Consider the following 13643-nt stretch of genomic DNA (forward strand, 5'->3'; position numbering starts at 1 on the left):
ACCCTAGCCTGCGCCGTCGGAACACCGCCGTCGGAACAGCGCCGTCAGAACGGCGGCTTCCCGTCTGCCGGCGCGGGTTGGGACACCCGCTCTGCCCGGTCCGCCTGCTCGGCCTGCAATGCCTCGCGACGTTCCTTGTTGCGGGCACGCTCGGCCCGCCGCCGTGCGTGTTTGGCGGCGGTGCGGTCGGTGGTGGGACGCGGTGTGCGGTCCGGCCCGATCACGCGCGGTGACGGCGGGGCTTGGGAGGCCTGTTCGAAACGGATACGCCGCAGGTTCGGGAACAGATCTTCGAGGGTTTCCGCCTCGCCAGGGATGGTGAACCCTTCAGGGGTGACGTACTCGGTGACCAGGCGCCCGTCGGCGTCACGGTACTGCACATCCACCCAGTCGCCATGAGTTTTCAGCAGGTGCCCGGCCCGGCATTTCGCGTTGAGGTTCTCACTCGACGTCTTCCCGCCCTGACGCGGAAAGACACGATCGTATTCGACGACATGATCGACATCGGCGTCGAACGCCGACCGCGTGCAACCCGGCTCGGTGCAATAACCGTCCCGCACCCGCACAAAATCGACACACGACGCGGTCGGCCGATACGGATCGCCCGGCTGCGAACCCGGATACACCACCACAACACCATCACGCTCGGTGCCCCGATCCGGTTCCGGTTCCGGTTCCGGTTCCGGTTCCGGTTCCGGTTCCGGTTCCGGTTCCGGTGCATACGACTTCGGCTGCGGAGCAGCGAGATGCTCTGTTCTCGAGGTGTCGTCGGTGTCGTCGGTGTTGGTCGTGCGGTCGGCGGCGACGATGCTTGTCGGCGGTGTCCGCACCGGGGTGACGGGCCTGATGACCGCGTCCTTGCGGGCGGCGAGGTCACGGACGTGGTCGTCGCAGATGACGCCGTGACCATCCACCCATCCCGGTCCGGAGGCCCCGGCCAGGGTGGCGGCGTCGGTGACGACGTGGATGACAACCTCGGTACTCACTGATCTGTCCACCGAACTCGGGTCGGGGATGGTGGCGGTGCAGTCATCTCGACCGCACAGGCACTCGAATCCGGTGCCGGTCAGCAGGGCGAACATGGCATCGGAGCTACGTTGGCTGCGGGTGCGCCCATCGTCGGCACAGACTGCATCGGCCAACGCGCGCACGGCTGTGGCCGCGATACGGATGTTTTCCGCGGCCATCACCCCGGTGATCTCACCGGTGCCGTCGGCCAGGGTACGAGTCCACATGCCACGTTTGTCCAGTGCCTCGCGGCGGCGTTCGCGTACCCCGTCGGCATCGCAGCCGAGCACCAGGCGGTCGACCATGTCCCGCAGCCCGGTCGTCGACCACGACCCGGCCCGGTTACGGAGCAGGTCGGCGATCGATTCGTCGAGGACCGCGATGATCGGCCGGCTGTCGGGATCGTCGGGGTCCAGCCGGTCGCCGTCGCAGACCAGGTTGGTGCGGGCGATGATGTCCTGCACCTGTGTGCGGGAGGTGATGCCCTCACCCAACGTGGCCAACACGTGCGGTAGCCGGTCGCGAAGGCACAGTGCTTCGTTGACGAGTAGCTCTGCCTGGTAGCGGGTGATCGCGGCTTCCCGGCCGACACGGGCCACCACGTCGGCGAAACCATCTGTGATGTAGCTGTTTGCGGCGGGGGTGAACAGACGGTCACACAAGATGAGGATCGTGTCGTAACGACACCAGGCGAGATAGGATTCCCCGGCCCGGATCGCACCCAGGGCGGCCATGTGGGTTGTGGTGTCGGACTGGGCCGACCGGGCACGATCGATACCGGCGATGAACTCGCCGGGTAGATCGGTCCATGCCGTCACGGGAACTCCGAAAGTGCTGTGGCCCGGTCTGGTTGACCGGTCATCCGATAACACCAAGGTAGACCCGACCACCGACAAGAACGCCGCACTCGACGGTCTGATCGCCTCAGGCCCTCAACGCCCGCGTCAGTATCTCCACATATCGATCGACATCGCCCATCACGTCGGGACCCGTGGTGACCGACACCGCGACCCTGTCGCCGATGCCGTGTACGCCGTGCGTCAGGCCCTGCAGCGGCGACAGCGAGGGAAACCCGGCGGTGAACAGGATCTCGCCGCCGTCGAGGTCCATGTCGGGCGCTCCATGGTTCACCGACGAGACCACGGTGACACCGGTGACCGACTCGGGCTGGATGTCGAGATCGAATGACCTTATCCCCCAATGGGTCAGGATCGCCGGGGTGGCCTGCGACGCTCGACGCTGCGCGATCTGCACCGGATCGGCCTCGAGCACGCGGGCACGGTCGATCTCGGCACCGATGCGATGCGCCCGCTCGTCGAGGTCGTCGACCTCGGTGTGCAGGTCGATACCGGCATTGCGAAAGTGATTACGCGCATGCGGTTTCCCGGATCGACCGATCGTCAACTCGACGCCGAGCCGGCCCGGCGAAGTTCCCAGGTAGTGCGGCAGCGCGACCGAGATCGCGGTGAGTGCGCCGGCGGTCACGGATCGACCGCCTCGGGTCAGCGCCGCCCGGTCGACGACGATCACGCGCAACATCCGGCGCCGGCCGGCCGGTCTGTTGAGGGTCGTCAACGCGAAGCCGGGACGCGGCGGATCACCCTGTCGCTGTGCACGCGCCGCCGTGACACCGCGGCGGGCCGTCGTCAGGAACTCGCCGGGGAATCGCAGGACGCCGCCGGTGAAAGTCACGACGTCCCGCAGTATCCCCGGCATACGTGACCGCGGACGGGACTTCTCGACGGCAGACGCCGCGAACAACTCGCGGGCGATCTGCGATGCCCGTCGTCCGTCGGCGAGCGCGTGGGAGATCTGCAGCACCACAACAACAACCGGACCCGTACTGCGCGGCGCGCCGGTCACCGGGCCGAACAGGTGCAGGCGCCACGCCGCCGCCGAGGGTACGAGCGGTTCGTCGATGAGGTCGGCGACGCGTTCCAGACACGACGACCACGTCCGCATCGTCGGATCGACACGAACCTGCCCGGATGAGGGGTGCGCGGCGATCCAGTACGGACGGTCGGCCGAGGCCGGGACGTCGTGGACGCGCAGGCACAGGTCGTCGACGCGGCTCGCGCGGCGGAGTAGCCGTTCACCGCATTCGCCGAGTGAGACATCAGGTGCGGCAAAGCAATACAGCAGGAACTGGTCGTCGGGGATGCGTTGCGCCATCCAGTACGACGCGGCGTCGTCTGCGGCCATCCTGTGCATGGCCGCCAGCGTAGCGAGGCTACTTCGTGCCGGCACTCCAGGCGTACGGCAGGTCCGTGCCGTTGAGGATGTGATCGCCGACGGCCTGCAGTTTGAAGATGAGCGGGTTGTGCACCGAGATCACCCGCGCGTTGCGCCAGTGCCGGTCGAGGCGAAGACGCTCGGAGGTGATCGACGCACCGCCGACCTCGAAGAGCTGCGTGGCCGCGTCGAGGACGCTCGGGATGACCGCGGCCTGCGCGCGGGCCACGTCGAACTCGACGAGATCGAGGAGTTCCTCGTTGTCCCAACCGGTCTGGGCGAGACGGTCGAGCTTCTCGGCGATGTCGAGCACGATGGTGCGAGCGGAGTAGGCGGCCGCCGACACCCGGCCGATGACCTGCTGCACGAGCGGGTCGTGACGGGGCAGGTCGGCGGTCGAGTGCGTGAAGGTACGCGTGCGGTCGCGCACCCACCCGACGACGTCGTCGGTGGCCCGGGCGGCGATGCCCGCCAGCACCGCCAGCTGGACGAGCTGCAGGTACGACGTCGCATAGGTGCGGCCGGGGGCGCCGTAGCCCGCGCCGAGGACGCGGTCGGCGGGCACCTGCACGCCGGTGAACTCGGTGGTGCCGCTGGCGGTGAGGCGCTGCCCGAAGCCGTCCCAGTCGTCGTGCTGGGTGACGCCCTCGGCGTCGGCGTCGACGAGCACCGAGACCCGTTCCCCGTCGCGGTCGGCGGCGACGAGAATGTGGTCGGAGTAGAGGCTGCCGGTGCTGTAGTACTTGGTGCCGTCGAGCCGGAAGCCGCCGTCGGAGCTGTCGGGATCCGAGGTCAGCCGGGTCTGGTAGCGGTCGATGGCGCCGACCCCCGGCTCGGTGATCGCGTTGCCCACCAGCGTCCCCTCGGCGACCTTCCGCAGCCAGCGTTCTGCTTCGGGGTCCGGCAGCGCTGTCAGCTGATCTTCGACGAAGGACCAGTGCACGCGCAGCGCCTGCGGCAGATTCGACTCCGCGGCCGCGAGATCGATGAGCAACCGGAACAGCTGGCGCACCGACGCCCCGTAGCCGCCCAGCTCGACGGGCACACGCAGGGCACCGAACTTCGCGTCCCGCAGCCACGACACCTCGTCGTGGGCCAGTCGGCGGTCGTCCTCGCGCGCCACCGCACCCTCCGCGATGCGCGCGAAGATCGGCGCGAAGATCTCGTCGAGCCGTTCATCAGATGTTCCCGACGAGGCGCTGGTGGGCAGGGTGGACGTCATCGATGTTCCTTTCGATCGCAGTCTTCTCGGCGAGAAGTGTCGTCGTCGCGAGGCCCACCGACCACGATTGGAACCGCGCTGAACGCAAACTTCGTTTCGGGGGCGCCCGCCCTCACACTCGCGCTGGGGCAGAGCGTGGGCGACCTCCGATGAGACCCCCGTCACGGCGTGTGTCAATGTTTGGTATGCACACTTCGCTCGCTGATCTCGATCCGAACACCCCCGTCGTCGTCGGCGTCGGACAGGCCTCGGAGCGTCTGACCGATCCCGGGTACGAAGCGCTCGGTGAAGCGGACCTCGCGGCGCGCGCCGTCACAGCCGCCTTCGATGACGCAGGTGCATCCGACATCGCCTCGACCATCGACACGATCGCCGCGATCCGCTCCTTCGAGATCTCGAGCCCGCTGTCGTCGTCGCCGCTGGGTCGGCCGGACAACATGCCTCGGGCCGTCGGCTCGCGGGTCGGGGTCGATCCTCGTCGCGCCGTGCAGGCCGTCACCGGCGGTCAGACCCCGCAGACCATGCTCACCGAGCTCGCCGGCGTCATCGCCGCCGGCGACTCCGAGGCCGCGGTGATCTTCGGCGTCGAGGTGATGTCGACGGTGCGTCATCTGATGGCCAAACCCGAGGGTGAACGGCCGAGCTTCGCCGAGGAGGTCGGCGGTCAGCTCGAGGACCGCGGATTCGGTCTCAAGGGGATCATCACCGTCGCCGAGATGCGCCACGGTCTCGCCTCGGTGATCCCGCAGTACGCGCTGCTGGAAAATGCCCGACGCCACAACACCGGCCTGGGCCGCGATGCCTACATCGCCACCATGGGTGAGCTGTTCGCCCCGTTCACCGAGGTCGCCGCGGCCAACCCGCATTCGGCGGCCCCGACCGTCCGCGCCGCGGCCGAGCTGGTCACGGCCACCGCGGAGAACCGCGTGGTCGCCGACCCGTTCACCCGCTACGTGGTGGCGCGCGATCAGGTCAATCAGTCCGCGGCCGTCGTGGTGATGTCGGTACGCGCCGCGCAGGCCGCCGGGATCGACCCGTCGAAGTGGGTGTTCCTGCACGGCCACGCCGCGACGGTGGAACGCACGTCACTCGCACGCCCCGACCTGGGTTCGGCGCCGGCTGCCCCGGCCGCGGTCCGTCACGCGCTGAAGGTCGCCGGGATCGGCCTGGACGACATCTCGGTCCTCGACATCTACAGCTGCTTCCCCATCGCGGTCTTCAACATCCTCGACGGGCTCGGCATCGCGCCCGACGATCCGCGCGGCCTCACCGTGACCGGCGGCCTGCCCTTCTTCGGCGGCCCCGGCAACAACTACTCGATGCATGCCATCGCCGAAATCGTTTCGCGCGTAAGGCAATCGCCGGGCGAGTTCGGACTCGTCATCGCCAACGGCGGGGTCATGAGCAAGCACGCCGCAGGGATCTATTCGACGACGCCGGCACCGTGGCGGCCCGACACCAGCGCCGACGTGCAGGCCGCGCTCGACGCGGTGCCGACCGTGCCGACCATCGCCGACGCCGACGGCGCCGCGATCCTGGAGACGTACACGGTCATCCCGAGCAAGAGCGGAAAGCGGACAGGCGTCGTGGTCGGTCGCCTCGTCGACGCCACGGCACCGGACGGCCTCGGTGCCCGCTTCGTGGCGAATCTCGATTCCGACGACGACGAGTTCTTCGAGCTACTGCTCACCTCCGACGACCCCGCGGGCACCCCGATCGTGGTGCGCTCCTTCGACAAGGGCAACCGTGTCAAGCTCACCGAGGAGGCGATGTCGGCCAAGTACCCGGCGATCGCTCCGGCGTTCCGGGATTCCTACGAGCACATCGAGATCCGGCGCGACGGCCGCCTGCTCGAGGTGACCATCAACCGGCCGGACGCCCGCAACGCACTAAACCCGGCCGCCAACGCCGAACTCGACTCCGTCTTCGACGCCTACTTCGCCGACCCCGATCTCTGGGTCGCGATCCTGACCGGCAAGGGCGACAAGGCATTCTCGGCCGGAAACGATCTCGCGGCCACCGCGAGCCCAGCTGCGCTGTCGGTGCCGAAGAACGGTTTCGCCGGGCTCACCGCACGCCGCAGCCTGCCCAAGCCGGTCATCGCCGCAGTCAACGGTTTCGCCCTCGGCGGCGGTTGCGAGATCGCGATGGCCTGCCACATCGTCATCGCCGACGAAGAGGCCTCGTTCGGTCTGCCTGAGGTGAAGGTCGGATTGGCGGCCGCCGCAGGTGGTTTGGTCCGCCTGCCGCGACTGGTTCCGCCGGCGCTGGCGCGCGACATGATCCTCACCGGTCGTCGGATCTCCGCCGCCGAGGCCGCCGCCGCGGGTCTGGTGAGCCGAATCGCCCCGACCGGAAAGGTTCTCGAGACCGCGCGCGGCGTGGCCGAGGAGATCCTGGCCGCCTCCCCCACGTCGGTGCGTGCCTCGATCGCCACCATGGAGCAGTCCGACGCCATCACCGACACCGTCGACGCGGTCGTCGCCAGCGGCTCGGTGCTCGACTCGCTGATCATCAGCGGTGACACCCTCGAGGGCATCATGGCGTTCGTGATGAAGCGGACGCCGGAGTGGAAGGGCCGCTAAACCGCTGACACCTCAGCCCGCCCCGACGGTGGTGGGTGGGCGGGGTGATGTCAGCGGCCGAGTATGCAATCGCAACGATCACGCACCGGTGGTCGAAACAGAACGAGCGCAGCGAGAGTGACTCTCGCTGCGCTCGTTCGTCTCTGAGGAACTACTAGCCCGCCTGCGCAACCTCCGCGGCAGCGAGATCCAATGCGATGTCGACGATCATGTCTTCCTGTCCGCCGACCAGCTTGCGCTCGCCCGCCGCGAGCAGGATGCTGCGCACGTCGATGCCGTAGCGGGCACTCGCCGCCTCGGCGTGACGCAGGAAGCTCGAGTACACACCGGCATAACCCAGGGTGAGCGTCTCGCGGTCGACGCGAACCGGGCGGTCCTGCAGCGGACGCACGATGTCGTCGGCGGCGTCCTGCAGGGCGAACAGGTCGCAGCCGTGCTGCATACCCTTGATGTTCGCCACGGCGATGAAGGCCTCGATCGGGCAATTGCCCGCGCCCGCACCGTGTCCGGCGAGCGACGCGTCGACTCGGTAGACCCCGTTCTCCACCGCGACCACCGAATTGGCCACCGACAGAGACAGATTCTCGTGTGCGTGGATACCGATCTCGGTGCCCGCGTCGAGGACGTCGCGGTAGGCCCGAACCCGGTCGGCCACCCCGTCCATGGTCAGCCGGCCACCGGAGTCGGTGACGTACACGCAGTGGGCGCCATAGCTTTCCATCAGCTTGGCCTGCTCGGCCAGCTTCGCAGGCTCGGCCATGTGGCTCATCATCAGGAAGCCCGAGACGTCCATCCCGATCTCGCGCGCCTTGGCGATGTGCTGGGCCGACACGTCGGCCTCGGTGCAGTGGGTCGCCACCCGCACCGAGCGGACGCCCAGGTCGTAGGCGTGCTGGAGCTCTTCGATGGTGCCCACACCCGGCAGGAGCAGGGTGGTCAGGCGCGCGTTGGTGATGTTGGCCGCGGCGGTCTCGATCCACTCCCAGTCGGTGTTGCTGCCCGGGCCGTAGTTGAGCGAGCCACCGGCCAGACCGTCACCGTGGGCGACCTCGATGGCGTCGACGCCGGCCGCGTCGAGCGCGCGCACGATCTTGCCGACGTTCTCCGGGGTGATGCGGTGACGAACGGCGTGCATACCGTCACGCAGGGTCACGTCCTGGACGAAGATCTTGCTGCCGGTTGCGTTCTCACTCATCGTGCGTTGTCCTTCTGCTGCGCGATCCGCTCGGCGACCTGCAGGCCGGCCGAGGTCATGATGTCGAGGTTCCCGGCGTAGGCGGGCAGGTAGTGCGCCGCGCCCTCGACCTCGAGGAACACCGACACCTGATGGGTCGGGGTGATCTCGGCGCCGTCGGCCAGCAACGTGTGCACCGGCTGGTCGTCCGGGATCGGATTGATCTGGATCTCCTGCTTGAGGCGGTAGCCCGGCACGTACGCCGCGACATCGCCGATCATCTTCTCGATCGACGACCTGATCTCGTCGTGGGTGCCCTCGTCCGGGGCGTCGACGAGGCAGAACACCGTGTCGCGCATGATCAGCGGCGGCTCAGCGGGATTCAGGATGATGACCGCCTTGCCGCGGCGCGCACCGCCCACCGAACAGATCGCGTTCGACGTGGTCTCGGTGAACTCGTCGATGTTCGCCCGCGTACCCGGGCCGGCCGAGCGCGACGAGATCGACGCGACGATCTCGGCGTAGGCGACCGGCGCGATACGCGAGACCGCGGCGACGATCGGGATCGTCGCCTGACCACCGCAGGTCACCATGTTCACGTTCTCGGCGTCGATGTTCTCGGCCAGGTTGACCGCGGGAACGACGAACGGGCCGATGGCCGCGGGAGTCAGGTCGATCATCCGCTTGCCCAACGGACGCAGCAGGGCGTCATTGGCGATGTGCGCCTTGGCCGACGTGGCGTCGAAGACGATCTCGATGTCGTCGAAACCCTCCATGCGCGTAAGGCCTTCGACGCCCTCATGCGTGGTGGGCACACCCTTGGCGGCGGCGCGGGCCAGGCCGTCGGAATCCGGATCGATACCGACCATCGCACCCATCTCCAGGTACTGCGACTGCTGCAGCACCTTGATCATCAGGTCGGTGCCGATGTTGCCCGACCCGATGATCGCGACCTTGGTGCGCGGCGACCGGGATGTCGCTTCTTCACTCATGTGTTCCTCAATTCGACGTTCTTCAGTTCTGGGGTTGTTCAGTTCTGGGGTTCTTATTCCGACGCTGCGCTGGAGAAATGTGCTGTGACCGAGCCCAATTCGCCGATCTCGGCGGTCACGCTGGCACCGGGGGCGACCGGCCGCATCGGACCCAGGGCGCCCGACAGGATCAGCTGGCCCGCACGCAGCGGTTCGCCGAACTGACGCGCCCGACGGGCGAGCCACACGACGGCATTGAGCGGATCCCCGAGGCACGCGGCCCCGTTGCCCTCCGAGACCACCTCACCGTCGATCGTCATACGCATCGTCGAGTCGACCGGCGAGTACTCGTCGAGGCTGCGCCGGGATGTTCCGACGACATAGACGCCCGCGGAGGCGTTGTCGGCGACGGTGTCGGCGAAGGTGATGTCCCAGTTGGTGATCCGGCTGTCGACGATCTCCAGCGCCGGGGTGGCATAGGCGATCGCGGCGCGACACTGCTCGACGTCGAGGTCACCGTCGGCCAGATCACGCTCCAGCATGAAGGCGATCTCGGCTTCGGCCTTCGGCTGCAGCAGCCCGCTGATGGGGACCGTCTCGCCGTCGCCGAAAGCCATGTCCTCGAACAACACCCCGAAGTCGGGCTGGTCGACGCCGAGCTGGGTCTGCACGGCCTCCGAGGTCGCCCCGATCTTGCGGCCGACCACCCTCGCGCTCCGACCCTCGTTGAACAGCGTCTGGATGCGGTAGGCGGAGGCGATGTCGTCGGGCGCGATCAGGTCCCTGATCGGCGCGCACGGCACGCGGGTGGCCAGCGCCTGGCCCAGTCGCTGTGCCGCGGCCACGATCGCAGCGTCGAGGTCTGCGGTCGGTGCGGGGGTCGGTGTCGGGGAAGTCATGTCCTGCCTTGCTGTGCGGTCGTGTGTTCTGGCGTGGTGTACGACCCATCTTCGGACGCCCCTACACTCGTGGTCGAGCGTCACGTTCCGATCAGCGGAACGCGCGAGAAGGAATCCTGCAGAGGAGATCGTCGATGGCCGAGGACCCGCTCGACCGCTCGAGCGTGCTGGGAAAGGCCATCACGCTGCTGCAGGCGTTCGGCGCCGAGGACCACGAGGTCACCCTCGCCGAACTCGCACACCGCACCGGACTACCGAAGACGACGGTGCACCGGCTGGCCGGCCAGCTGGTCTCGGCCCACCTCCTCGCGCGCACGCCCGGCGGCTACGCACTCGGGAGCGGACTGTTCGAACTGGGTATGCGCGCATCGCCCGAACGCGGCCTCCTCGAAGTCGCCACACCCTTCATGCAGGATCTCTACGTCCGCACCGGCGAGACGGTCCACCTCGGCATCCTCGAGGACTCAGAGGTGGTGTACGTGTCCAAGATCGGCGGACACCGGCAGGCGGCCGCGCCGTCGCGCCTCGGTGGTCGGATGCCGTTGTACTGCACCGCCATCGGAAAGATGCTCCTGGCCACCTCGGCGGAGAGCGTCATCGCCGAACACCTGTCCCGTCCCCTGCCGCGCCGGACCCCGCACACCATCGTCGCGCCGGGCCTGCTCCGCCGTCAGCTCACCCAGATCGCCGAGGACGGCGTCGCTTTCGAATTCGAGGAGTCGACCATGGGGCTCGTGTGCGTCGCCGCACCGATCCTCGACGACGCCGACGCCCCGCTGGCCGCCATCAGCGTGACCGGTCCGGTACACCGGTTCCAACCCCGGACCCATGCCACCGCGGTACGCGCCGCGGCGGCCGGCGCCGCATCGACGCTCGCCCGCCGCGCCCGGATCCTCGGGCGATCCGCCGGGCATGCCGCGCAGCCAGATCGCTGACCGGGCTCCGGCCGCGTCGCTGAAACGTCGGCGGACGACCGCGCGGTGGGTGAACACTTGGGGCAGCCAGGCACGCCCGGCGTCGGACGGAGAAAGGCTCCCACCATGCGCAGTCGCGGCTCGGCCGACCCGAAGAAGCCCACCAAGGACGCTCCGGCGCCCACCTACCGCGCCGATCCGCCCGACTGGACACTTCCGCGCGGCACGATCGTCCTGCTCACCCTCGCCGGTCTGGTGGTCGCGATCGGCGGCATCAAGGCGGTCGCGTCGATCGCCGCACCGGTGTTCCTGGCGCTGATGCTGACCGTTGCCGTGCAACCGATCCCGACATGGTTGCGCAAGAGAGGATTTCCGCGCTGGGCGGCGTTCCTGACGACCGTCGCACTCGTCTACGGCATCATGATCGGGCTGTTCGCGTCGCTGGTGTTCTCGGTGGCGCGGCTCGCGTCGATCCTGCCGAACTACGACGACAAGTTCAACGACATCATCACCGACTTCCAGGAGTTCCTCACCAGCCACGGCGTCAGTCAGGACAAGGTGCACGACATGATCTCCCATGTCGACACCAGCAAGGTCGTCGACGTGGTGACCGACGTGTTGTCCAGCACGCTGAGCGTCGCGTCGTCGTTGGTGCTCGTACTCGCGCTGCTGCTCTTCATGGCTGCGGACTCGGTGGGCTTCGACGACCGGATGGCGCACCTGAGGAGCATCAGACCCGACATCGCGTCCGCATTCGGCGCGTTCGCGCAGGGCACCCGCAGCTACCTGTGGGTGTCGACCGTCTTCGGGTTGGTCGTCGCCGTCCTGGACAGCGTGGCGCTGGCGATCCTGTCGGTCCCGTTGCCGATCCTGTGGGGTCTGCTGTCGTTCATCACCAACTACATCCCGAACATCGGCTTCGTGATCGGACTGGTCCCGCCCGCGCTCCTGGCGCTGCTCGACGGCGGACCCGGCAAGATGCTGATCGTCATCGCCGTCTACAGCGTCATCAACGTGATCATCCAGTCGGTGATCCAGCCGAAGTTCGTCGGCGACGCGGTCGGTTTGTCGACGACCCTGACGTTCGTGTCCTTGATCTTCTGGGCCTGGGCGATCGGTCCACTCGGCGCGATCCTCGCCGTGCCGTTGACCTTGCTGGCCAAGGCGCTGCTGATCGACATCGACCCGGCAACCCGCTGGGCCGATGTGCTGCTGTCGTCGTCCCGCCCCGAGCACGATGCCGCGAGCACGCCGGATCCACCCCCGGACGGGAAGACGGACGTCACACTGGAACCCGATTCGTGAGGCGGACTACGCCCCACGGGGATCATTGGGTAGATTCGCTGTCGACCCCAATCTGACCACAACCGTTTACAGATAGGTTGCGCACCGCTCATGGACATGAACTGGTCTCCGGACGACGCCGCGTTTCGCGACGAGGTCCGCGCGTTCCTCGACGAGAAGCTGACCCCGGATCTGCGAGCGGCGGGCACCCTACGCACGTCGGTCTACTCCGACCACGAGGCCGCGATGACGTGGCAGGCCATCCTGCACGAGCGCGGCTGGGCCGCGCCGGCCTGGCCGGTGGAGTACGGCGGCTGCGACTGGTCCCAGTCCCAGCACTACATCTTCAGCCGCGAGTCGATCCTGGCCGGTGCGCCATCGCTGTCACCGATGGGTATCCGCATGGTGTCGCACGCCATCATGGCGTTCGGCACCGAGGAGCAGAAGAACTTCTTCCTCCCGGGCATCCTCGACGGCAGCGTCTTCTTCTGCCAGGGATACTCCGAACCCGAATCCGGCTCCGACCTCGCCTCCCTGTCGATGGCCGCGGTCAGCGACGGCGACGACCTGGTCGTCACCGGCTCCAAGATCTGGACCACCCACGCGGCGGAGGCCAACTGGATCTTCTGCCTGGTCCGCACCTCCCGGCAGGAACGCAAACAGCAGGGCATCACCTTCCTGCTCATCGACATGAACAGTCCAGGCATCGAGGTGCAGCCGCTGGTCTTCGCCTCCGGCGAGCAGGTTCAGGCGCAGGTGTTCTTCGACGGTGTGCGCGTCCCCAAGAAGAACGTCCTGGGCAAGATCGACGACGGGTGGACGGTCGCCAAATACCTGCTCGTCTTCGAGCGCGGCGGCGGCGCCGCGGCACCGGCCCTGCAGGTCATGGCCGAGAACCTCGGGCGCGAGGCGGCGTCGGTGACGGCCCCCGACGGCGGTCCCCTGTCGGAGGACCCGGCTTTCGCGGCCAAGCTCACCGACATCGCCGTCCGCGCGAAGATCCTCGAGGTCCTCGAGTACCGCGCCCTCGCCGCGATGAGCTCGGGCAAGGACCCGGGATCGATCGCGTCGATGCTGAAGATCCTGGGAACCGAACTGAGCCAGGACATCACCACGCTCAGCCTGGAAGCAGCGGGTCCGCACGGGCGCGTCTTCCAACCGCATGCCACCAAGCCGGGCGGACCGATCTTCCAGTACACCCCGCCCACCGACGGTTACGTCAGCGGCGAACCGTGGCAGGCCGTCGCCCCGCTGCACTACTTCAACGACCGTGCGGGTTCGATCTACGCGGGCAGCAACGAAATTCAACGAAACATCCTCGCCAAAGCGGCTCTGGGTCTCTGACGGGTCACGG

Annotated in this window: 10 protein-coding genes; 4 read left to right on the forward strand and 6 right to left on the reverse strand. The window is 68.0% G+C overall.

Annotated features, from left to right (window positions below):
- Positions 1-44: 44 nt before the first annotated feature.
- From H1R19_RS16260 to H1R19_RS16270, 3 genes are all read right to left on the reverse strand, one after another.
- Entirely contained in the window at positions 45-1826 is a 1782-nt protein-coding gene (locus tag H1R19_RS16260) for an HNH endonuclease signature motif containing protein (protein WP_219849567.1), read from the reverse strand.
- Between the two features lie 106 nt (positions 1827-1932).
- On the reverse strand, positions 1933-3219 hold the full coding sequence (locus tag H1R19_RS16265; RefSeq protein WP_219849568.1) for a WS/DGAT domain-containing protein: 1287 nt from the start codon (positions 3217-3219) through the stop codon (positions 1933-1935).
- 19 nt (positions 3220-3238) lie between these two features.
- The gene (locus tag H1R19_RS16270; RefSeq protein WP_219849569.1) at positions 3239-4462 is read right to left on the reverse strand and encodes an acyl-CoA dehydrogenase family protein; all 1224 of its coding nucleotides are present in this window, start codon (positions 4460-4462) and stop codon (positions 3239-3241) included.
- Between the two features lie 185 nt (positions 4463-4647).
- Here H1R19_RS16270 and H1R19_RS16275 point away from each other — a divergent pair, with 185 nt between their 5' ends.
- Entirely contained in the window at positions 4648-7047 is a 2400-nt protein-coding gene (locus H1R19_RS16275) for an acetyl-CoA acetyltransferase (protein ID WP_219849570.1), read from the forward strand.
- 154 nt (positions 7048-7201) lie between these two features.
- Here the strand turns inward: H1R19_RS16275 and dmpG are convergent, their stop codons facing one another.
- Genes dmpG through H1R19_RS16290 form a run of 3 tightly spaced genes read right to left on the reverse strand, consistent with a single transcriptional unit; the run spans position 7202 to position 10091 of the window.
- Complete coding sequence (gene dmpG, locus H1R19_RS16280; protein WP_188327490.1) at positions 7202-8242, reverse strand: 4-hydroxy-2-oxovalerate aldolase; 1041 nt, start codon at positions 8240-8242, stop codon at positions 7202-7204.
- Complete coding sequence (locus tag H1R19_RS16285; RefSeq protein ID WP_188327489.1) at positions 8239-9213, reverse strand: acetaldehyde dehydrogenase (acetylating); 975 nt, start codon at positions 9211-9213, stop codon at positions 8239-8241. Before H1R19_RS16285 ends, dmpG begins: the two co-directional genes overlap by 4 nt.
- A 53-nt stretch (positions 9214-9266) precedes the next feature.
- Positions 9267-10091, reverse strand: a complete 825-nt coding sequence (locus H1R19_RS16290; RefSeq protein WP_219849571.1) for a 2-keto-4-pentenoate hydratase — start codon at positions 10089-10091, stop codon at positions 9267-9269.
- A 134-nt stretch (positions 10092-10225) separates the two neighbouring features.
- On the opposite strand from H1R19_RS16290, the gene H1R19_RS16295 reads away from it, so the two are divergent.
- The 3 genes from H1R19_RS16295 (at position 10226) to H1R19_RS16305 (ending at position 13633) form a co-directional block, all read left to right on the forward strand.
- Positions 10226-11026, forward strand: coding sequence for an IclR family transcriptional regulator (locus tag H1R19_RS16295; RefSeq protein ID WP_188327487.1), 801 nt, complete (start codon positions 10226-10228; stop codon positions 11024-11026).
- 105 nt (positions 11027-11131) lie between these two features.
- Positions 11132-12310: an AI-2E family transporter gene (locus H1R19_RS16300; protein ID WP_219849572.1), complete on the forward strand. Its 1179-nt coding sequence runs from the start codon at positions 11132-11134 to the stop codon at positions 12308-12310.
- 90 nt (positions 12311-12400) lie between these two features.
- Positions 12401-13633, forward strand: coding sequence for an acyl-CoA dehydrogenase family protein (locus H1R19_RS16305; RefSeq protein WP_219849573.1), 1233 nt, complete (start codon positions 12401-12403; stop codon positions 13631-13633).
- Positions 13634-13643: the final 10 nt, after the last annotated feature.

This window comes from Gordonia jinghuaiqii (assembly GCF_014041935.1).
GTDB lineage: Bacteria > Actinomycetota > Actinomycetes > Mycobacteriales > Mycobacteriaceae > Gordonia > Gordonia jinghuaiqii.